The sequence below is a fragment of the Flavobacterium anhuiense genome (assembly GCF_004151235.1).
In the GTDB taxonomy this organism is placed as follows: domain Bacteria; phylum Bacteroidota; class Bacteroidia; order Flavobacteriales; family Flavobacteriaceae; genus Flavobacterium; species Flavobacterium anhuiense_A.
Map to the genome: position 1 here is coordinate 18,601 of NZ_JUIV01000004.1, position 21,187 is coordinate 39,787.

Genomic DNA, 21,187 nt, shown 5'->3' on the forward strand with positions numbered 1-21,187 from the left:
ACAACTTGGGACATCCAAATCCGGTGAATTATTTTTTTAAAATACTATTTTAGCTCAACCAAAATAACTTAATTACCTATGAAAAATCTAAAAAATCACAGTTACTTAGCTGTATTGTTATGCCTTTTTATTTCTTCTAAATCTTTATCTCAAAACAGTCAGCCACTGATGCCAAGTCAGCAGAACAAAATTATAATAGACAGAATTGTTGAGGCAACTCGCTATAAAAATCATGTGATTGATTTCTGCCTTTCAAAAATAAATGAGGCTTCGGCAAAAGAAGGTTGGAACGAACAAAAAGCTATTGAAATTACGCAGAGCATTAATTACAAAAATTTCAGAGATGCGATCTACAATAGTTTTGTTGTTTTTGACGAAGTTGAATTGGAAACTTTATTAAAAGCTTACGAAAAAGACACTGCTTATCAAACACAAAATGTTATGACCAACAACAAAGTGCTTATTAATAATCTGAACATTTTTGCTGATGATATTGTGAAAGGGAAATATGTTTCTAAATAAGATGCTAAGGTTCTGAGATACTAAGATACTAAGATTCTAAGTTTTTTTAATCTTTGTCAAAATTTGAAATCAAATAGATAAGGGACTTTAGCTTTAAATAAAAAACACAATCCTTGTCATTTCGACGAAGGAGAAATCTCCACAAGTAACTCCGTAACGAAAGTCCAATCTTTGTCGAGCTTCTCACGGAGATTTCTCCTTCGTCGAAATGACAAAAATACGCAAACCAACTTTAAATTTATCGTTTATCAAAGCCCTTTACTACTTGCTTTTAAACTTTGACAAAGATTGTAACTTGAAACTTCAAACCTGAAACTTGAAACCAAAAATTATTTTTTCGGTTTCAAAACTAGTTTGGTGGATGTTTTTACGATTTCGTCTTTATTCAGTTTCATTTTTCTGAACTTTCCTGCGTTGTACATTTCAGCTTGATCGCTATAATGTTTGCTGAAAGGATTTCCAGATTGACCTGTTGGCAAAATACTCCAACTGTTTTCTACATCTGCAAAATCGACAATTCTTCTGGTTGAAGGTCCGCCTTTGGTGTAATATTTTCCTTCGTCATTAAATCCGAAGAATAAATTATTGATTACTTCATTTGAACCTGGAGAATTGAACGGACCGACATTAAACAGTCCGCGAAGCGCTTTGACTTTTCCTAATGGATGTTCGTGTTCTACGGTATGTACTTTCCCCCAATTCCATTCTGCAATATTTTCTCCTAACTGATTTTGCAAAGCAATAACAGCATCGTGAAATGATTTTGAAACAACATCTGTTCTCGTTTCTTTCACATTTTTTGTTTTGATATTATCCCACCAAATCGAATTTTCATGTTTAATTTGGTTCGCGATGACTTGTTTCCCTAGAGAAATTCCCAAAAATAAATTAAAATTGTCTTCGCCCATTTCATCTTCAAATGTATTTTTCAGATACAAGTAAATCCATTTGTTGTAAATCGTTGGCGCAACATCTTCTGTATTTGTTGTTCCTTTCCAAGATTTTAAAACTCCCAAAACTTCTTTTTCATTATACGAAAGCGGTTTATTGTCTAAACTTGCAATTAAGTTTTTTACTACCTCAACAGCGACATCAGAAGTATTGTCATAAATCATTTTACTGATAGCTTCCTTATCCCAATCAGATTTTGCATCTAAAATTCCTGAGATTCTTTTCGCACGATCTTCTGGCAGATAATATCCCGGATATAAATAGCCATTATCTATAGCTTCAGGCTGATTATTGGCAGAATACACATATCCCCAAGCTGGATTCTCAGCTGATGGATTTTCTTCAAAATCTAAAAACTTAGTAATATCATCTTTTCCGCTTGAACCGTCTAAAATTAAATGTGTATTAACGTCTTCATTATGTCTGTACAATTTCCCGCTCGCCCACCAAGCCACATTTCCTTTAGCATCACCATACATTACATTCAATCCAGGCGCAGCAATTAAACTCACAGACTTTTTAAAATCCGTAGTGTTTTTAGCATGAGAAAGACCGTAAGCCGCGTCTAAAATCTGAATCGGCTCTCTTGTATATGTCCAAGACATTGCAATCGGATTTTTCTTTTCCAAACGATCGATAAAATCATTCATAACTGGACCATGACGCGTAATTTTAACTTCCAAAACTACATCTGAAGAATCTTTTACTTTTATCGTTTTTTTTCTGATTTCATATTTACCGAAACCTATCGGAGTCTGATATTGAGAAGCATCATCAGCTTTATTTTTTTCTTGATAAAAATCGATATCATCATTTTCGAACATCGTTAAACCGTAAGCGTAATCTCTGTTATGAGCCAAAAGCGGAAATGGAGTTCCTGCTAAATAACAGCCGTATAATTCATGTTTTGGTGTTACAATATGCGCTTCATACCAAGTTGCAGGCTGCGAAAATCCGATATGCGGATCATTTGCAAAAATAACTTTTCCAGTTTTCGATTTATGAGGCCCAACAACCCAACTGTTGCTTCCAACAAATGGCGGAATCGGAGATTGATCCAACATTTCAGTTATAGATTTTGAAATCTCAGTGTATTCTTCAGTTTTCTCTTTTGAGATTTTAATTCTGGTATTATTAAATTCTCCTTCAATACCCAAATCTTTCAAATAAGCAGCACCGTATTTATTTTTAATATCTGTCAATAATGGGTCTGTTTTTTGAGCCATCGCAAAACTAAAAGACATATAACCAAAAATATTATAAACGTCTTTTATAGTAAACTTTTGCTTTTTTACGCCAACCAAAGTAAATTCTATGGGCGTAACTCCTTCCTCCAAATACTGATTAATTCCGTCCAGATAAGCCTGAGTCAGTTTATAGCTTTCGCTGTTTTTGTCCAATTTCGCAATGGCTTTCGCCGAAGCTTCTTCAATTCCAATTCCGGCAAAAAATTTGTCGTTTTTAAGTGCAACTCCTCCAAAAATTTCAGACAAACGACCGGGAGCAATACGGCGTAACAATTCCATCTGCCACAATCGTTCCTGTGCATGCACATAACCAAGTGCTGTCATGGCATCTTTTTCAGAATCTGCATAAATATGAGGCACTCCAAAATCGTCAAAATAGACCGTTGTTTCTTTTTCAAGATTTTTTAATTCTAATGAGCCTTCATATTTAGGCTTTAAATGAAAAATATAAGCGCACAAACCAATCGCAAGAATTACTATAAGAACCAATAAGGCCAACAGGATTTTTTTAATTATTCTCATATTCTGAAAGAGGATGAAATTTGTAATAATGTAATTTTTCTAAAAAATTTTATAAGAGACAATCGTCTTTAAAACTCTAAATTTATGTATTTAAAATTAATACTATAAATGTCAATCTATAAAAAAATAGCGATTGTAGTAATTTCTCTTTTTGTAATAGTAATTCTCGCCAATGTCGGATTGAATTACTGGATCAAAAAACAACTTCCAATCATTATTCACGAAAAAAATAAAACCGCATATAATATCAATTATGAAAAAATTGAAGTTTCTCTTTTTTCTAGAAATATTAATGCCCAGACTTTGCTTGTAAGTCCGAAAAACGAGCCTAAAGACAGTAAAAATGGGCTTTTTTCAAAAATCGAATCCGTCACCATAAAACACTTCAACATTTGGGATTTGGCTTTTCGTGACATCATTCAAGCTGAGAGTATCATTATTAATAAACCACGAATCATTTTATACAAAAAAGGCGAAAAATTAATCAATAACAGTAAAAGCATTGAGAAAGAAATTATTGATCCGTTCCGAAAAATTATAGCCGTTTCTAATATTTACCTGAACGACGGATCTGTTGATGTTGTTTCTTTAGATACAGAAAAACCAATTTTCAGCGTAAAAAAAATCCTTCTAAAACTAGAAGGCATTTTAATTACAGATGCTACTTTAAAAGAAAAAATTCCGATTCGATATGAAAAGTACGCTCTAGTTTGCGACAGTTTGTTTTACAGGCCAAATGGTTTCTATTACATCAATATTGGAAAAATAAGTACCGAAAAGAATTTTTTAAAGATTAATAATTTCTCAAATCTTCCTCAATTTGAGCGATACGAATTTGTAAAACGTCTTGATAAAGAAAAAGACATTTACAATTTAAAATTTGACTCGGCTCAAGTTGCAAAAATGGATTGGGGATTTAAAAACAATCAATTTTATTTTAAAGCCAATTCGCTTGTGATCAATCATTTTGACGCCAATATTTACCGCGGAAAAATGTTGAAAGATGATCCAAGCAAAAAATATCTTTACAATCATTTACTGCGAAATCTGAAATTTCCGCTTCAGATTGACACATTGCAAGTTTTAAAATCAAAATTGGTTTACGAAGAAGAACTTGATTTTGCTGATGGTCCGGGAGTACTTACATTTGATCGTTTTAATTTGCAAGCAACTAATCTGAAAAGTGGTTTTGGGTTAAAAAAAACGGATGATGTAAAAATCAAAGTCAAATGTATTTTTATGAAAAATTCTCCTCTTGATGTCGATTGGAGTTTTAATGTTTTAGATAAAAGCGACGGATTTCATATTCAAGGTGTAATTTCAAATTTCGATGTTGGCGCCATGACAAGATTCACCAAACCGTACATCAACACTACGTTTACTGGAACTTTCAATAAATACCGTTTTAATTTCTACGGAAACGATAATGGATCAAAAGGAAATGCTTCTTTAGATTATGATGATCTTAAAGTCAAATTGTATAAAAAGAATAAACCAGAAAAAGAGGCAAAACTTAAAACGGCAGTCGCCAATTTATTAGTCAAAAATGATTCGAAAGATGGAGCCAAAACCGCAGAAGTCGAAGTAGAGCGGCTTCAAGATAGATCGTTCTACAATCTTTTGTGGAGAAGCATTGCAGAATCTTTGAAGAAGATTTTGATTTAATTTTTTTTCTGCCACGGCTCAAGCGATAGCGAACAGGCGAAGCAATTCACGAATTATTTTTTAAAATCTTTCTGGCAACATAGCCTGCGGTTTCAACCGCAGGAACACAACGGATTTCCACAATACGTTCCTCGCAATGCGTTTCCCGCGGTTGAAACCGCGGGCTATATTTTTATGATTAGTAATCCATATCTTTTTCATTCTGAAAAACCAGAAGGCATAACATTAAAAAAAAAAATCAATTCGTGTTAATTCGTGTAATTCGTGGCAACCAATCTGCAAACCTGACATTTATCAGGTTTTAGGCCAAAATATTTTTTTTCATTTGTTTCTATTTTAATCCGAATACAAATGACAAAAAATAATCTGCATACTTTTCATATTCCAGTAATGGGACTTGCTTATACCATTGACAGTCCTATTCGAGTAGCCCAATACGGAATTTCATCTGTTATTGCTCTCGCTGATGATGATCTGATTGAAAAGATGCGTAATTTTTATAGCACTAAATTCAATATTCCATACGAAGAAATTACTCAAAAATTTCATGACTATCGTGCTGAAAGAATTACCTCTTACTTAAATTTAGTCGATAAGATTGTAAAAGAGAAATTCGAAAATTTCAAAATAGAATTGGCGGAAAGCAAAACGGCTTTAGAAAATTTCATGTCAATGCTGCCGAATACTTCTGATATTAAAAAGGGATTTCAGAATTTACTGGATGACGGAATCGCTTTTAAAGAGAACATTCAGAATTATATCGAATCTCATCTTTTTCCTGGAGAAATTGACGTCAATATTATGACCAAATTGGACAAAGATAATTTCATCAAAAACGAACAGCTTCCAATTGAGTTTAATGATGCACATGCGGCTTTAAGGGGTTTTGCAAATAGCAATTTACAATCTTCTGTGGTACTTTCTGCAGGAATGAATCCGAGATTATTTGGCTACTTCGAAAACTTCAAAGATTTTTTTCCGAATGAAAACAACGAGCTTAGAAAGAAAATTATCTTAAAAGTAAGCGATTTTAGATCGGCAATGATTCAAGGAAATTTCTTGGCTAAAAAAGGTCTTTGGGTTTCAGAATATCGAATCGAATCAGGATTAAACTGCGGCGGACACGCTTTTGCAACCGATGGACTTCTTCTGGGTACTATTTTAGAAGAATTCAAGCAGAAAAAAGATCAATTGATACAATCTGCCCACGAATTAATGATTAAAGCTTTACAGGCAAAAAATCAGCATTTTCCAGAAAATCCTTTAGAATTGAAAATTACCGTTCAAGGTGGTGTTGGAACAGCGGCAGAACATGAGTTTTTATTAGACGAATATAATGTTGATTCTGTTGGTTGGGGTTCGCCATTTTTATTAGTTCCTGAAGCGACATCTGTAGATAAAGAAACTCGCAATTTATTGATGAATGCCAAAGAAGATGATTTTTATTTAAGCAATATTTCTCCATTGGGAGTTCCATTCAATACTTTAAAAGGAACTACAAACGAATTCTTAAAGCAAAAACGAATTCACGAGAATAAAGCGGGAAGTTCATGCCCGAAGAAATTTTTAGCTTTAAGCAAAGAATACGATCCGCACGGAATTTGCACAGCTTCAAAAAAATATCAAGATATAAAACTGGAAGAATTAGAGGCAAAAAAGGATTCTTTATCTACTGATGAATTTGAAAAAAGCAAAATTAAAATTACTGAGAAATCGTGTCTGTGCGTTGGTTTGGCAAATGCTTCTTATCTAGAAAACAACATTAAAATAAAAGGTCAGGCACAAGGCGTAGTAATTTGCCCCGGACCAAACTTGGCGTATTTTGATCAGGAAGTGTCTTTAAAAGAAATGATCCAGCATATCTATCAAGGAAAATCAGTTATTAGAACTGAGCGCCCAAACTTGTTTATAAAAGAGCTTAAAATGTATATCAGTTATTTTAGAAATGAAATTCAATCTGTTTCTGAAGAACTTACCTCAGCTCAGCTTAAAAAGTGGAATTCTTTTAAATCTAACCTGTTAGATGGAATTGAGTATTATAAAAATTTATTTGAATCGACGTCAGTCTTTAAGGGTCATCTTGGTCAACTCGATTCTTGTAAATCAGAATTAGTTGGTATAAAAATTCCCGTTTCAGAGTTGGTTTAAAATTGAAAACCCCAAATTATAAAATAATTTTGGGGTTTGTTTTTTTTAATGAAATGGAAAAAAATCAATTTTTACATATCAGAATTAATAACTTGCAGGTTACAACACAATATTTTTTAAACTCGTTTTACTTTTTAAAATTCAATTTATGAAAAAGATTTATGCTAAAGAACATATTTTAAAATGTTTTGTTTTGATTTTATTTTCAACTTACCCTTCCTTCTCTAACAATTTGAAACTTTCTGATTTTTGCAAAATCGAAATTGGCATAAAACGTACTGATGCAGAAAAAATCATTGGTGCATCATACCAAAAAGTAAGATCTAGTTTTGTTTATAAATTAGACTATAAATGCAAAATGAAACTGATTTACAAAAATGATAAACTAATTCAAATGTATTTTATTGATGCTTGTGCAAAAGAATACAAATTAGATTCATCTAATAAAAACTTTAGACCTTTTAGATATCAAACTTCAGAATCAGTTATTGAAAAAATTACTATAAACGATTTTTGCAAAATTAAATTAGGCATGAAACGTAATAAAGTATTGAATTTAATTGGCAATCAAACTGGTAATCAGGGATCTGGAATTGTTTGGGATGAATATCAATTTCCAGACAAATCTTATTTTAAATTATGGTACAATAATGAAGACAAACTCGAGTTGCTTAAATATGTTGACTCTTGCGGAAGAGAATATCTATTAGAATCTAAATGAAAAAGCACTTAATTAAAATGGCAGTCAAGTAAAACGACTGCCATTTTTTATTTAATATATAAATTTACTATTCTTTCTTTTTGTTTTTACTGTCAATAACAGCTCCTGTTCCTGTTCCTAAGGCAGCTCCAGCCAAACCACCAATAATGGCACCTTCTCCTTTTTTCTTACTAACAATAGCTCCCGTTGCAGCTCCAACTCCAGCACCAATTACAGCGCCTTTAGCAGTTGCACTCCAACCTTTCTTTTTAGCTGGTGCAGCTGTTGCATCTTGCTGATGCACTACAACAACTTTCTCTTTTTGAGCTTCGATTTTTTCCTCGTTTAATTTTGCCATTTCAGTCTTCATCGAATCGATAACACGCTGTTTGTTAATCTCGACTTTCATTGAATCAATGCTGGCTTGTTTGGCTTTATTTATATCTTCTTTGTTTTGTTGTTGACAAGAAGTTAAAAATATCACGGTCAATAAAATATATAAGCCTTTCATGATCTTGTAATTTTAAAATTATACATTACAAATTACGAAATATCTGTTATAACCTTTGTTACAGAATTTTTTTGAAAGGTTATAAGATTTGAAGATTAATGTCTGTTCGCTCTAAGTTTTATTCGCCAAGCTGAAAGAAATTAATCTCGCACAGGCGCGAAGACGCAAAGTTTTTTTTGACAACGTTTCCATGTAGTTTACTATTTCTTTTAGATAAAACCTTATTTTCCTAAGATTCCTTTTTTAAGAATTTGTCCAAAGTCATACATATCTTCATAAGAACAATACAGTGGAACTGGTGCTAGACGAATTACGTTTGGTTCACGCCAATCTGTGATCACTCCGTTTTTCATTAAATAGTCAAACAAAGCTCTTCCTTCTCCATGAAGGAAAACAGATAATTGCGAAGCTCTTTCTTCAGGATTTGAAGGTGTAATAATTTCGAAAGTACTTTCTACTTCTTTATCTATTTCATGAAGAATAAATTCTAAGTAAGAAGTAATATGATCGCGTTTTGCAATTAATGCATCCATTCCAACCTCAGCAAACATTTCTACAGAAGCCAAATACGGCGCTAATGAAAGAACCGGAAGATTACTAATCTGCCATCCGTCTGCACCGTGAACGGGATCAAATGTAGGTTCCATTTTAAAACGACGTTCTTTGTTGTGTCCCCACCATCCAGCAAACCTTGGCAAATCTGAATTGTGATGCTTTTCGTGGACGAAACATCCAGAAGCATTTCCTGGACCTGAGTTCATATATTTATAACTGCACCAAGCAGCAAAATCTACATTCCAATCATGAAGTTCTAATTTGATATTTCCCGCAGCGTGTGCCAAATCCCAACCTACTTTTGCTCCAGCTTTTTGTCCGGCAGCAGTTATGGTTTTAATATCAAAAACTTGTCCTGTATAATAATTTACTCCACCAATTAAAACCAAAGCAAGCTCATCTCCTACTTCTTCAATTTTTGCCAAAACATCTTCTAGACGAATATTATGTTCTCCTTCTCTGCGTTTAATTTCTACAATCGCATCTTCAGGTTTGTATCCGTGAAAATTTACTTGGCTTTGAAACATATATTGATCTGATGGAAAAGCTTTTTCTTCGCAGATAATTTTGTAACGTTTTCCTTTTGGTTGATAAAACGAAACCATTAACAAATGAAGATTCACAGTCAAAGTATTCATTACCGTAACTTCAGACGGAAGCGCACCTACAATTTTGCTTAACGGTTCAGAAAATCTTTCCTGATAATCCCACCAAGGTTTTTCAGCATAAAAATGACCTTCAACGGCAAGTTCAGCCCAATCATTCATTACTTCATCGATATAAGCTTTGGTACGTTTTGGCTGTAATCCTAAAGAATTTCCTGTAAAATAAATTACTCGTTTGTCATTCACTTTTGGAAAAATGAATTGATCTTGATAATGGTTTAATGCGTCTTTCGAATCTAGCCCTCGTGCAAATTCGCGTGTATTTTGAAAAGTCATTGTGTTTTTTGTTTTGGATGCTAAAATAACACCTTTTGAAATATTTCGATTAAATTTAACAAGTTTACTTTTTACTCACAGTTTTCAGTCTCAGTCTCAGTATTCAGACTGTGACTGAAAACTTTGACTGAGACTGAAAATAAAAAGACCCGACAAGTTTAAAAAACTCGTCGGGTCTTTTTATATAATAAATTCCGATTAAAGAATTAACATCGCATCTCCGTAAGAATAGAATTTGTATCCTTCTTTGATCGCTTCTTCGTATGCTTTTTTCATTAAATCGTGACCACAGAAAGCAGAAATCATCATTAATAATGTTGATTTTGGCGTGTGGAAGTTTGTAATCATACAGTTTGCAATACTGAAATCGTGAGGAGGGAAAATAAATTTATTTGTCCATCCTTCGTAAGGATTCAAAGTATTTGCAGAAGAAACAGAACTTTCAATTGCACGCATAGAAGTTGTTCCTACAGCACAAATACGTTTTTTCTTTGCTTTTCCTTCGTTTACAATATCACAAGCTTTTTGTGTAATGATTAATTCCTCAGAATCCATTTTGTGTTTAGATAAATCTTCAACCTCAACTGGATTAAAAGTTCCTAAACCTACGTGCAAAGTTACCTCAGCAAAGTTCACTCCTTTGATTTCTAATTTTTTCAAAAGGTGTTTAGAGAAGTGTAAACCAGCAGTTGGTGCCGCTACAGCTCCTTCTTCTTTTGCGTAGATTGTCTGATATCTTTCAGCGTCTTCTGGAGTAACGTCTCTGTTGATGTATTTAGGAATTGGAGTTTCTCCAAGTTCAGTCAATTTGTTTCTGAATTCTTCATAAGAACCATCGTATAAGAAACGTAAAGTTCTTCCACGAGATGTTGTATTGTCAATTACCTCAGCAACTAACGAATCGTCGTCTCCAAAATAAAGTTTGTTACCAATACGGATTTTTCTGGCAGGATCTACTAAAACGTCCCATAAACGTTGCTCTGAATTTAATTCTCTTAATAAGAAAACCTCAATTCTAGCTCCAGTTTTTTCTTTGTTCCCATACAAACGAGCAGGGAAAACTTTTGTATTGTTAAGAATTAAAACGTCTCCGTCATCAAAATAGTTGATCACGTCTTTAAACATTTTATGTTCGATAGTGTTTTTTTTACGGTCAATTACCATTAAGCGAGATTCGTCTCTGTTTTCTGCTGGAAATTCAGCCAAAAGTTCTTTCGGTAAGTTGAAATTGAAGTGTGATAATTTCATATTTGAATTGTTGATTTTAGAGTGTAGCTTTTAGATTTGTTTATCTAAAATTTTAAATCGGATGCAAATATACGATTGTGAGATAGGCGTTGTCAAGTGTTTTGGCTTTTATTTTCAAAAGCCCTTGATTTTGTGAGGTTTCACGAACCATTAAAAATGTATTTTTTTCTATAAAAAACATTTTCAACATATTATTGTCATTTCGACGAAGGAGAAATCTTCGCCAGAAACTCGACAAAGATTAGATTTTGATTGCGGAGCTACTTGCGAAGATTTCTCCTTCGTCGAAATGACAAACTTTGCGATTATATTCAAACTAGGACATAAAAAAACCTCTGGTTAAAACCAGAGGCTATGTCTTATTATGCTTTAATTTAAATGAACTTATATTTTCTTATATGGTTCAAAAAAAATTACAATTCTGAAATTTGAAAGTTTAAAGTTTTTAAATCATTCCAGAAATCTGGATATGATTTTGAAACTACTCCAGCATCTTCTATAATAATTGGAACTTTTATTGCTAATGGCGCAAATGCCATTGCCATACGATGATCGTTATATGTTCCGATTTTTACATCGTGATTTATATTATCAGATTTTATTAAAGTCAAGCTGTCATTAGTTACAGAAATATTCGCTCCTAATTTAGTAAGTTCTATTTTAAGTGCTTCTAATCGGTCGGTTTCTTTAATTTTTAAAGTATGAAGACCTGTCAAATGACATCCAATTCCTAAACCTAAACAAGTAACTACAATAGTCTGAGCAATATCTGGTGTGTTGTTCAATTCGAAATTTACATCTTGATAATTGAAACCTGCTACTTTTTCCAAAGTCATTTTATTGTTTTGGAAAGTCGTTTTCACTCCCATTTTTTCATACAGCGAAACTAATTCCGAATCTCCCTGAAGGCTGTTTTCTTTATAACTGCTCAAAGTTATTTTAGCAGATTCAGATAAAGCAACCAAACTAAAGAAATAAGAAGCCGAACTCCAATCTGATTCTACCACCATTTCTTTTGACTCTACAAATTGTTTTGGATAAACTTTAATTACGTTTCCTTGAAAACTTGTTTGTATGTCTAAATCTTTTAGCAAAGCCAAAGTCATTTTGATATATGGAATCGAAGTAATTTCTCCTTCTAAAGTCAGCTCTAAACCATTTTCTAATTTTGAAGCTACAAGCAAGAGTGCCGAAATATATTGGCTGCTCACATTTGCTGCCAAAGTAACTTTTGAAGCCGTAACTTTTTTTCCTTTAATTCTGATTGGCGGATAGCCTTCTTCTTTTTCATAAGAGATTTCAACTCCCAATTGTCTTAAAGTATCAACCAAGATTTTGATTGGGCGTTCTTGCATTCTGCTCGAACCTGTCATAACTACTTCTCTGCCTTCGTTTACAGCAAAATAAGCAGTCAAGAAACGCATTGCAGTTCCGGCGTGGTGAATATCTACGATTTCATCATTTCCTATTAATGCTTTCTGCATTACTTCACTGTCGTCTGAGTTTGAAGTATTGGCTAAAGTAATGTTTGGGAATAATGCTTTTAGAAGCAATAAACGGTTTGTTTCACTTTTAGAACCGGTGATATTTAGTTGCGAATCATCAATGGTGAATGGTGAATTCGTGCTTAATTTTAAATTCATTTTTTTAATTGTAAGTTGTGAATTATGAATTATGAATGATTAGAAACATAATTCAGCCCCGCAATTTACCACTCCCCATTCATAATTCAAAATTGAAAACTCATAATTCAAAACTTATGAGCGATATTTCACAATTATTTCAATTTATCATTGTTTTTGTGACGATCTTTATCTCTAACCGATTTTAAATCCATTTTTTTGTCAAAAGCAGCTTGCAAATCTATTCCTGTTTGATTCGCCAGACAAAGGACAACGAAAACAACATCTGCCAATTCTTCACCTAAATCTTTGTTTTTATCACTTTCTTTCTCAGATTGTTCTCCGTAACGACGGGCAATAATTCTGGCAACTTCACCAACCTCTTCTGTTAGTTGTGCCATATTTGTCAATTCGTTAAAATAGCGAACTCCGTGTTCCTTTATCCAAGTATCAACATCTAGCTGTGCATTTTTCAAATCCATCTTCTATATCTTTTTAAGAATTATTTTTTCATTTTGGCTTACGATCATCTTCTGAAAAAACTCTTTTATCATTCCGTAATCCTCAGCTGCAAAAATACTATTGTTGATTTCTTTTTCGCTCACAATTTGAATTTTGTTTTCTGTAACTGAAAAATAAATTCCCTTTTTAAATAAAATAGCAGCTTATTCGCTGCTATTTTTAAGTTGACTTTCTCATTTAATTTTGAAGAAATCTCGGCATAATTTAAATACGTTTTAAAACGATTTTTTCTGTTTCTTTAGCAATCATGGTCTTGTAATATTCTTTCAGCATATCATACTTTTCAGCGGAAACAATGGCTTCATTGATCTGATGTAGAATAGACAATTGTAAAGTATCTCCATTGGATGCAATATTAAATTTAAAAGCACCAAGATTATCTTCCATTGTTACAGCTGCAGGAGCCGGCAATGTTTCCACTGCAAAACCTTCTGGAATTTTAATCGTGATATTATACTTATCAGCAAACGGATAACTAAAATCAACCGGATATTCTCTCACTTCCTGTTTAAAAGGATTTTTATCGTTGGCAAAAAATAACATTGGGTTTAGATAAATTTTTCCGCCAATCAGCTCGCATAAATTATTTCCTGTAAAAGAATAGGTTTCTATAATGGGAAGCAATACATCATGTTCATTGGTTTTAGAGTAGTCGCTTATCTCTATTTTGTTATGCTTGTTTTCAAGTTTCTCTAGATATTCCTCTTCTTTAAGATTGCTAATATTGTTTCTTGCTATCATAGCATTATAATCTGCATATTGTCTTCTAGTTTTCCCTGTGACTTTTCCATCAGAATCAATGCTGTAAGACATAAAAACATTATCACTTGATGCTTTTTCAGGCATTAGATCAATCATTTCAGAAGTTCCGTCTTTTCGTATTAATCTTCCTTTCCAGTTTAAAACTCTAAGTGGTAAAATATTTGGAGTTGAAAATTTTTCGGAAGCATCTAATAGAATATATCCACTTGGAGTTTCTACAGCCGCAATTACATAATTAAACGCTGTTCTGTTCGGAAAAAGCGCAATTCCATTAGAACGTGTGCTCACCAAAACCGGATTTGCCGTTAAACCAGAATAACGAAGCATTGCTGTAAGCATTAAATTAATGTCGGCAATATTTCCTGTTTTTTCTTTGTAGGCTTTCTTTACGCCATTGTCACAGCTATAACCTGTATAATTGTTCCATTTCACGTTTGATTTCACATGATTAAAAATGGCCCAAATTTTCTCTTCTGGTGTTTTTGTTTCTGCAAGCAGTTTTTTCAGGTCATCTTCAAAATATCCTGTTTTATTTAATTCTGGACCAAAATCTTCATAATCATAAATTGTTTTAACAACTGAATTCCAATCTGTAGAAAGTTGCTTTATAGGTTTGTTTGGAAATCTCGTCATTGACAATTCATGTGAAACCGATGACATATAGTTTTCTATATTATTTACATACGATTCATCTTTCATCGCTGCAAAATTTTCTGCAGTATAAGTCGTTTGAGTTTCTACATATTCAATTTTATCCTGATAAAACTCTGTTTGAGTTGCTCCGCCTCCAAAACCTCCTGTGTTATATCTTTCTTTTGAATTAATAAGGAACGATTTGTTAGCTTTTTCTGAAATCACCTTGGGAAAAACATACCCTTTTTGTGCTGGAGTAAAAACAAAATATTCAGGAACATATGTTTTAAATTCTGAATAATTTACAGGAATACTAGTTTGAAAATCCCAATCTCGAATAAGTACATCTGGACTTCTAACGCGGTATTTGAATTCTATAACGGAACCTTCTTTAACATTCGGCATCGTGATTTTCTTCTGGCTTCTAAATTTACTTACTGTCTCATCAAATACTCCATCACTTTTCAGTTTTGTAGCTTCAATTTTACCCCCTACCAAATTATACGTTACAGCATCACTTACCGATACTTTCTCTTTAAAATCAGTACCGTAGTAATACCAAATTGCCTCATTGGCCCAATTATATCCTTCTTTTTTATAGATTTTAATACGGGTTTCAACATCCAAATAAGTTACAAATCCTGTGTTTTGATCGTAGTCTATTCTTGCCTTTCCTCTTTTGTATAAAATGGCAGCGGCAGCAGATGAATCTTTTGGATGTACTTTCTGTTCAAGTTCTGCAACAGACACTTTTCCTAGTTTAAATTCCTGAGAAATCGATTTTGAGCCGATCAACAAAATCACAGTGAGGCTAAATAATTTAATAATTTTCATTGGTAATTTTTGGTTTATTCTAGTTTACAATTGTTAGTTTTTGGTTAGGACTATTTTGGCATTGTCGTTTCTTGAAACTTGTTCCATAAATAAACGGTATTCATCATATTCTTTGTTAGAATATTTTCCTTTGTTCAGAAACATAGATCTCTTATAGGTTAGTTTGTTATTGTCTTTTTTAACGATTTCGGTTTTGTACTCGCCAAATTTCCCTTTCAACTCATAATTAGATGGCAGAAATTCGATGCTATAACCATCAGGAAGATTGATCTCAATTTCATCTGTATCTAAATAGCCACGCTGAATTTGAAATGGATTTTTGCGGTTTCGGACTCGTTTTATATTTCCTGTATATTGATTAAAAGCATCAACCACGAAAATCATTTTATTACCCGTCAACGTTCCATAATTTGTTGCGCTTAACTGAACATCTTCAGTAAAACGAATATTCTCTTTATCGTTTGTAAAAGTAATTTTGCCCAATTTTAAGTTGTTGATATTATCCCAATACTCTTTGTAATGTTCTTCTTTTTCGTTTGGTTGCATGGTTTCTACTCGAGATTTAGATGCATATTGACTTCCTTGTGATGCAATTTTTAATGTTCCTGAGAAATTTCCAGCTCCATCAATTGTGTAAGTTCCTTTTCCTTCTTGAATATTTCCTCGATCGTCGTAGATTTTAGTGCGAACAATTTCTCCTCCTTCTGGTTTTACAACCAAAACATCGCGATCATCTGTAAAAACACCTTGATATCCAAATGGATCATCTTGACTTGTACATTCTAACCAGATATAATTATTCTGGTTTGGAACTGCTAAAATCATATGGTTTCCTTGCATCGAAACAAAATCAGCTTGAATATCTGACTTGTAGCGATCTCCATATAAAATAGTATTGTAAGACGGGACGTCTACAACCTCCAAAAGTGCTTTTGTATAATTTGATAATGCTTTACAGTCTCCATAACCTAAACGATCTACATCGCTGGCGAGCATTGGTCTCCATCCGCCAATTCCAACGGCAATATTTACATATCTGGATTTCTTTTGAACATAATCATAAATAATCTTTGCTTTCTTAACGGGATCTTTTTCATTCCCAACCAAAGCTTTGATTTTTGCTTTTGTCTCTTCTGGCAAAATGGTAGTTCCTGTTAGGATTTTTTCTCCATACCATTTACCAAATGCTTCCCATGTTGTAGCTTTTCCATCAACTCCTTCTAGGTGAAAATTCTCTAATCCCATCATGACTTTAGGAAAAAGGTCTGCTGGATTAGGACTAAGATCTTCTTGTTTTTGAGCAATAAGATTGGTAGCTGAATAACTTAGTTTGGTATCTGTTTCTTCTGTCTTTTTAATATTGAAACCATTAAATCGGAACTCTTTCTTTTTAAAGCCCAATTCTTTTGGAAAAGTAACATTCAAAACACATTTTTCTACACTTAAGTAATAACCGCCTAAAAAATACCATTGTGGTATAAATGCGGTATTCGAAGTTTCAACTTCGCATGTATAAACAATAGTAAAAGGATATGAAATTGGAGTATAATCTAAATAAAGCACACGGTTATCTGAAAAAAGAGTACTGCCACTTACAGCGCTTTGATCTCTAAAATCTTTTCGCTTGATTTTTTTAATTTCGTTTCCAAATGCGTCATAAACAATCGCTTCAATATTTTTGATTGAAGTTGTTTTATCATAATGACTATAGGCGTCAATATCATTTAGTCCTTTATCATTTAAAACAGAAACTATTCTTTGCGTTTTGATATTCATGCTTCTTTGCGAAGCGATAACGATATCCATCTGGTCTAATCGAAGGACTGCATTGGCATTTTGCTTAAGACTATCGGGTATTGATAGTATAGAATAATCGCTCTTTTGAGCAGAAGAATTAACAAGAAATAAGAAAAAAAAGAATGCGCAAAAGAGTTTTTTCATTAGTAGGTATTTTCGTCAAATATATATTTTTTTGCGAAATCCTTAACAAATGTTTAATAATATTTTACTCCTTGTTTTTACTATCCATGACAATAGTTACAGGCCCATCATTTAGTAGATTTACTTTCATATCTGCACCAAAAATTCCGGTTTGCACTTTTTTACCAAATTCTTTTTCTATCGATTTTACAAAGTTTTCGTAAGTCGGAATTGCAAAATCTGGTTTTGAAGCTTTTATGTAAGAAGGACGATTTCCTTTTTTTGTTGATGCATGAAGTGTAAACTGACTCACAACAATAATATCACCATCAATATCCTGAACAGAACAATTCATAACATCATTTTCATCACCAAAGATTCTCATTTTTATGATTTTTCCAGCAAGCCAATCAATGTCTTCCTGCGTATCAGCATCTTCTATTCCGACTAAAACCAGTAAACCTTTTTTAATATCTGCAACAATATTAGAATCGACAGTTACAGATGCTTCGGAAACTCTTTGAAGAACGATTTTCATTTAATGATTAATTGTAAATTATTATTTATTGATTTTTTATTTAGAAGTTATAATTATTGAACTCTTTAAGTTAATCATAATTAACCATTCACAATTCACAATTCATAATTACTTACGTGTTTCATCACTCGCGGCGCGATCTTCACCATACGTATCTGTACGATAATGTTCTTCATCACCTTCTAAGATTTTAAGATAACTATTGTAACGTGACCAAGCAATTTCGTCTTTTTCCAAAGCAGCTTTTATAGCGCAATGCGGTTCTTCTTTGTGTAAACAATTGTTAAACTTACATTGATCTTTTAATTTGAAGAATTCTGGAAAATAGCCACTAATTTCTGATGGTTCCATATCTACGATTCCGAAACCTTTAATTCCAGGTGTATCTATAATTCGGGCATCAAAAGACAAATCATACATTTCAGCAAAAGTAGTTGTGTGCTGACCTTGCTTGCTTTGTTCTGAAATTACGGAAGTTTTTAAATGAAGACTTGGTTCCATTGCATTTACCAAAGTTGATTTCCCAACTCCAGAATGTCCAGAAAACATGCTTACTTTTCCAATCATCATTTCTTTCAGCTTGTCAACGCCTTTGTTTTCTGTTGATGAAATTCGAAGACATTTATATCCAATTTCAGAATAAATATGTTGCAGATAAAGCTGATCATCTAAAGTTTGATCATTTAAAGTATCGATTTTATTGAAAACAAGAATAGCCTCAATTCCGTATGCTTCAGCCGTAACCAAAAAACGATCAATAAAACTTGTCGTCGTCGGCGGATTATCAATTGTAATCAATAAGAAAACCTGATCGATATTAGAAGCAATAATATGAATCTGTTTAGAAAGATTAACCGATTTACGAACGATATAGTTTTTTCGTTCATGAATATTATGAATCGTTCCCGTAACGGCATCTGAAGTTTCGTCTAATTCATAATCGACTATATCGCCTACAGCAATAGGATTTGTACTTTTTATACCTTTTATTCTGAATTTCCCTTTCATACGGCATTCCACAAAATCTCCTTTTTCAGATTTTACGGTATACCAGCTTCCTGTAGATTTATATACGGTTCCTGTCATTCTTTTATTTTAGATTTCTGATTTTAGATTTTAGATTAAAACCTAAATCTTTTGCAAAGATAAATGAATAATTTAAACCATATAAGTAATATATTTGAATATAACTGGGCGAATATTTTCCTAAACAAAAATCCCCACTACTTCTTTCAAAGCTATGGGGATTTAAAAAAACAATCTATTTTTAATATTGTGTTATAAGAAAAACTTAAATTATCTTATATCACTTATATGGTTTAAGACAAAATTATGCGTTGAAAATTTTTTCTTGATGACCAATACTTTCTTGGTGAATTGCTTTGAATAATTTCAAAACAAACTCTTCAGTAAGACCTTTTTTCTCACCTTCTAAAATCATTTTTCCCAAGATTTCGTTCCAACGGTTGTTTTGAAGAATCGCAACGTTTGCATCTTTTTTCACTTGACCAATTTCGTCAGCCACTTTCATACGTTTTCCTAAAAGCTCTAATAAGTTAGCATCCAAAACGTCGATGTTAGCTCTTAGTTTAGTCATTTTTTGGCTGTACTCGTCTGTGGTATCATCCGTTTTTCTGATAGTCAAATCTTTAATGATTTGTTTCAAAGCGTCTGGAGTTACTTGCTGTGCAGCATCAGACCAAGCGTTGTCTGGATCGATGTGCGTTTCGATGATCATACCATCGTAATTCAAGTCTAAGGCTTCTTGAGTCACTTCGAAAATCATATTACGGTTTCCTGTAATGTGAGATGGATCGATGATTAATGGTAAATCAGGGAATTTATTTTGCAATTCGATAGCAATCTGCCACTCTGGAATGTTTCTGTATTTTGTTTTTTCGTAAGTAGAGAAACCTCTGTGGATAACCCCTAATTTCTCGATACCTGCCATATGTAAACGCTCAACACCACCTAACCATAAAGCTAAATCTGGGTTTACAGGGTTTTTCACCAAAACAATTTTATCTGTTCCTTTTAAAGTATCAGCAATTTCTTGAACCGCGAAAGGATTTGCCGTTGTACGTGCACCAACCCATAATACGTCGATATCGTGTTCTAAAGCTAGTTTACAGTGCGCTGCAGTTGCAACTTCAGTTCCCATTAATAAACCAGTTTCAGCTTTAGCTTTTTGCAACCATTTTAATCCAATTTCACCAACACCCTCAAATCCTCCTGGACGAGTTCTTGGTTTCCAGATTCCAGCTCTGAAAACGCTTACTTTTGAATCTTTTAATTCGTGAGCGATTTTCAAAACCTGATCTTCAGTTTCTGCACTACAAGGTCCAGCTATCACAAGTGGGTGATTTAAATTGAAATCTTCTAACCACTTTCTCATTTCTTTCTTATTTTCCATCGTTTTTATAGTTTACTTTTTTATAGTTATTCCGTTTAATATTTCTCTAATTTTATTTACGCCTTCCATTTCTTCAAAAATGGCGTTGTAATTATCGTCTGCCAGCAAATCTCTAAACTGAGTTAAATTTGCGATATAACCTTCTAAGGTTTCCAGAACGTATTCTTTGTTTTGTTTAAAAATTGGTGTCCACATTGCAGGTGAACTTTTTGCCAAACGAACAGTGCTTTCAAATCCACTTCCCGCCATATCAAAAATATCCTGTTCGTCTTTTTCTTTGTTCATTACTGTTTTTCCAAGCATAAACGAACTAATGTGCGATAAATGCGAAACGTAAGCAATGTGTTTATCGTGCGAAACGGGATCCATATATCGAATTCTCATTCCGATTGAAGTAAAAAGATTTAATGCTTTTTCTTGCAATTTAAAAGCCGTCTTTTCTACCTCACATATAATATTTGTTTTCCCTTGAAACAAACCTCTTATTGCTGCCGATGGCCCCGAAAACTCTGTTCCTGCAATTGGGTGCGTAGCAATAAAATTTCTTCTTTTCGGGTGATTGGCTACTGCTTCACAAATTGGCTTTTTCGTCGATCCTACTTCAAAAACAATTGTTTTATCTCCTACCTCGTCCAAAACTTTAGGCAAAACCGTCAGCGCTACATCTACAGGAACCGAAACAATTACAAAATCGGCTTTTTGCAAATCTTCAAAACTTCCCGCTTCATCAATAACTCCAAGATCAATTGCTTCCTGCAAATGTTTTTCGTTATTATCGATTCCTAAAATAGTAGCATCAGGATAACGCCCTTTGATGTCCAACACCATCGAACCGCCTATTAATCCTATTCCTATTACGTATACTTTCATATTTTTTTAAAAATTTCAAGTCTTAAAATTGCTTCGCCTGTTCGCTAACGCTCGGGTCCAAAT

At 33.2% G+C, this 21,187-nt stretch carries 16 protein-coding genes; 4 read left to right on the plus strand and 12 right to left on the minus strand.

Translation table 11 applies throughout. The features are described from left to right. Positions 1 to 78: 78 nt before the first annotated feature. Positions 79 to 522, plus strand: a complete 444-nt coding sequence (locus NU08_RS07280; RefSeq protein ID WP_129746503.1) for a hypothetical protein — start codon at positions 79 to 81, stop codon at positions 520 to 522. Between the two features lie 329 nt (positions 523 to 851). Here the strand turns inward: NU08_RS07280 and NU08_RS07285 are convergent, their stop codons facing one another. Beyond that, positions 852 to 3,242, minus strand: a complete 2,391-nt coding sequence (locus NU08_RS07285; RefSeq protein ID WP_129746504.1) for a penicillin acylase family protein — start codon at positions 3,240 to 3,242, stop codon at positions 852 to 854. Positions 3,243 to 3,350: 108 nt separating this feature from the next. On the opposite strand from NU08_RS07285, the gene NU08_RS07290 reads away from it, so the two are divergent. The 3 genes from NU08_RS07290 to NU08_RS07300 all read left to right on the plus strand — a co-directional run bounded on the left by NU08_RS07290 (position 3,351) and on the right by NU08_RS07300 (position 7,776). Next, complete coding sequence (locus tag NU08_RS07290) at positions 3,351 to 4,907, plus strand: hypothetical protein (protein ID WP_129746505.1); 1,557 nt, start codon at positions 3,351 to 3,353, stop codon at positions 4,905 to 4,907. A gap of 351 nt (positions 4,908 to 5,258) precedes the next feature. Continuing rightward, complete coding sequence (locus tag NU08_RS07295) at positions 5,259 to 7,055, plus strand: hypothetical protein (protein ID WP_129746506.1); 1,797 nt, start codon at positions 5,259 to 5,261, stop codon at positions 7,053 to 7,055. A 148-nt stretch (positions 7,056 to 7,203) separates the two neighbouring features. Then, positions 7,204 to 7,776: a hypothetical protein gene (locus NU08_RS07300; protein ID WP_129746507.1), complete on the plus strand. Its 573-nt coding sequence runs from the start codon at positions 7,204 to 7,206 to the stop codon at positions 7,774 to 7,776. Between the two features lie 67 nt (positions 7,777 to 7,843). On the opposite strand, the gene NU08_RS07305 is transcribed toward NU08_RS07300, so the two are convergent. The 11 genes from NU08_RS07305 to NU08_RS07355 form a co-directional block, all read right to left on the minus strand. Continuing rightward, positions 7,844 to 8,266, minus strand: coding sequence for a YMGG-like glycine zipper-containing protein (locus NU08_RS07305; RefSeq protein WP_129746508.1), 423 nt, complete (start codon positions 8,264 to 8,266; stop codon positions 7,844 to 7,846). Between the two features lie 221 nt (positions 8,267 to 8,487). Beyond that, positions 8,488 to 9,762 (minus strand): kynureninase, encoded by a 1,275-nt coding sequence (kynU, locus tag NU08_RS07310; RefSeq protein WP_129746509.1) that lies wholly within the window; start codon positions 9,760 to 9,762, stop codon positions 8,488 to 8,490. A 198-nt stretch (positions 9,763 to 9,960) separates the two neighbouring features. Then, positions 9,961 to 11,010 carry a tRNA preQ1(34) S-adenosylmethionine ribosyltransferase-isomerase QueA gene (queA, locus tag NU08_RS07315; RefSeq protein WP_008465005.1) on the minus strand — a complete coding sequence of 350 codons (1,050 nt, stop codon included), beginning with the start codon at positions 11,008 to 11,010 and terminating at the stop codon, positions 9,961 to 9,963. A 413-nt stretch (positions 11,011 to 11,423) separates the two neighbouring features. Next, entirely contained in the window at positions 11,424 to 12,653 is a 1,230-nt protein-coding gene (locus tag NU08_RS07320; protein WP_129746510.1) for a 3-phosphoshikimate 1-carboxyvinyltransferase, read from the minus strand. 134 nt (positions 12,654 to 12,787) lie between these two features. After that, a complete protein-coding gene (locus NU08_RS07325; protein WP_012022600.1) occupies positions 12,788 to 13,114 on the minus strand; it encodes a nucleotide pyrophosphohydrolase in 327 nt (108 codons plus the stop codon). A gap of 244 nt (positions 13,115 to 13,358) precedes the next feature. Then, positions 13,359 to 15,383 carry a transglutaminase domain-containing protein gene (locus NU08_RS07330; RefSeq protein WP_129746511.1) on the minus strand — a complete coding sequence of 675 codons (2,025 nt, stop codon included), beginning with the start codon at positions 15,381 to 15,383 and terminating at the stop codon, positions 13,359 to 13,361. A gap of 33 nt (positions 15,384 to 15,416) precedes the next feature. Next, complete coding sequence (locus NU08_RS07335; RefSeq protein ID WP_129746512.1) at positions 15,417 to 17,324, minus strand: DUF3857 domain-containing protein; 1,908 nt, start codon at positions 17,322 to 17,324, stop codon at positions 15,417 to 15,419. A 64-nt stretch (positions 17,325 to 17,388) separates the two neighbouring features. After that, positions 17,389 to 17,841: a D-aminoacyl-tRNA deacylase gene (gene dtd, locus NU08_RS07340; RefSeq protein ID WP_129746513.1), complete on the minus strand. Its 453-nt coding sequence runs from the start codon at positions 17,839 to 17,841 to the stop codon at positions 17,389 to 17,391. 108 nt (positions 17,842 to 17,949) lie between these two features. Beyond that, positions 17,950 to 18,927 carry a ribosome small subunit-dependent GTPase A gene (gene rsgA, locus NU08_RS07345; protein WP_129746514.1) on the minus strand — a complete coding sequence of 326 codons (978 nt, stop codon included), beginning with the start codon at positions 18,925 to 18,927 and terminating at the stop codon, positions 17,950 to 17,952. A gap of 244 nt (positions 18,928 to 19,171) precedes the next feature. Continuing rightward, a complete protein-coding gene (locus tag NU08_RS07350) occupies positions 19,172 to 20,254 on the minus strand; it encodes a bifunctional 3-deoxy-7-phosphoheptulonate synthase/chorismate mutase type II (protein ID WP_129746515.1) in 1,083 nt (360 codons plus the stop codon). Positions 20,255 to 20,266: 12 nt separating this feature from the next. Next, positions 20,267 to 21,124, minus strand: coding sequence for a prephenate dehydrogenase (locus NU08_RS07355; RefSeq protein WP_129746516.1), 858 nt, complete (start codon positions 21,122 to 21,124; stop codon positions 20,267 to 20,269). Positions 21,125 to 21,187 lie beyond the last annotated feature (63 nt).

Excerpts from the sequence above, each read along its gene's own strand:
- NU08_RS07280 (WP_129746503.1), top strand. The coding sequence starts at position 79 with ATGAAAAATCTAAAAAATCACAGTTACTTAGCTGTATTGTTATGCCTT.
- NU08_RS07285 (WP_129746504.1), bottom strand. The coding sequence starts at position 3,242 with ATGAGAATAATTAAAAAAATCCTGTTGGCCTTATTGGTTCTTATAGTA.
- NU08_RS07290 (WP_129746505.1), top strand. The coding sequence starts at position 3,351 with ATGTCAATCTATAAAAAAATAGCGATTGTAGTAATTTCTCTTTTTGTA.
- NU08_RS07295 (WP_129746506.1), top strand. The coding sequence starts at position 5,259 with ATGACAAAAAATAATCTGCATACTTTTCATATTCCAGTAATGGGACTT.
- NU08_RS07300 (WP_129746507.1), top strand. The coding sequence starts at position 7,204 with ATGAAAAAGATTTATGCTAAAGAACATATTTTAAAATGTTTTGTTTTG.
- NU08_RS07305 (WP_129746508.1), bottom strand. The coding sequence starts at position 8,266 with ATGAAAGGCTTATATATTTTATTGACCGTGATATTTTTAACTTCTTGT.
- kynU (WP_129746509.1), bottom strand. The coding sequence starts at position 9,762 with ATGACTTTTCAAAATACACGCGAATTTGCACGAGGGCTAGATTCGAAA.
- queA (WP_008465005.1), bottom strand. The coding sequence starts at position 11,010 with ATGAAATTATCACACTTCAATTTCAACTTACCGAAAGAACTTTTGGCT.
- NU08_RS07320 (WP_129746510.1), bottom strand. The coding sequence starts at position 12,653 with ATGAATTTAAAATTAAGCACGAATTCACCATTCACCATTGATGATTCG.
- NU08_RS07325 (WP_012022600.1), bottom strand. The coding sequence starts at position 13,114 with ATGGATTTGAAAAATGCACAGCTAGATGTTGATACTTGGATAAAGGAA.
- NU08_RS07330 (WP_129746511.1), bottom strand. The coding sequence starts at position 15,383 with ATGAAAATTATTAAATTATTTAGCCTCACTGTGATTTTGTTGATCGGC.
- NU08_RS07335 (WP_129746512.1), bottom strand. The coding sequence starts at position 17,324 with ATGAAAAAACTCTTTTGCGCATTCTTTTTTTTCTTATTTCTTGTTAAT.
- dtd (WP_129746513.1), bottom strand. The coding sequence starts at position 17,841 with ATGAAAATCGTTCTTCAAAGAGTTTCCGAAGCATCTGTAACTGTCGAT.
- rsgA (WP_129746514.1), bottom strand. The coding sequence starts at position 18,927 with ATGACAGGAACCGTATATAAATCTACAGGAAGCTGGTATACCGTAAAA.
- NU08_RS07350 (WP_129746515.1), bottom strand. The coding sequence starts at position 20,254 with ATGGAAAATAAGAAAGAAATGAGAAAGTGGTTAGAAGATTTCAATTTA.
- NU08_RS07355 (WP_129746516.1), bottom strand. The coding sequence starts at position 21,124 with ATGAAAGTATACGTAATAGGAATAGGATTAATAGGCGGTTCGATGGTG.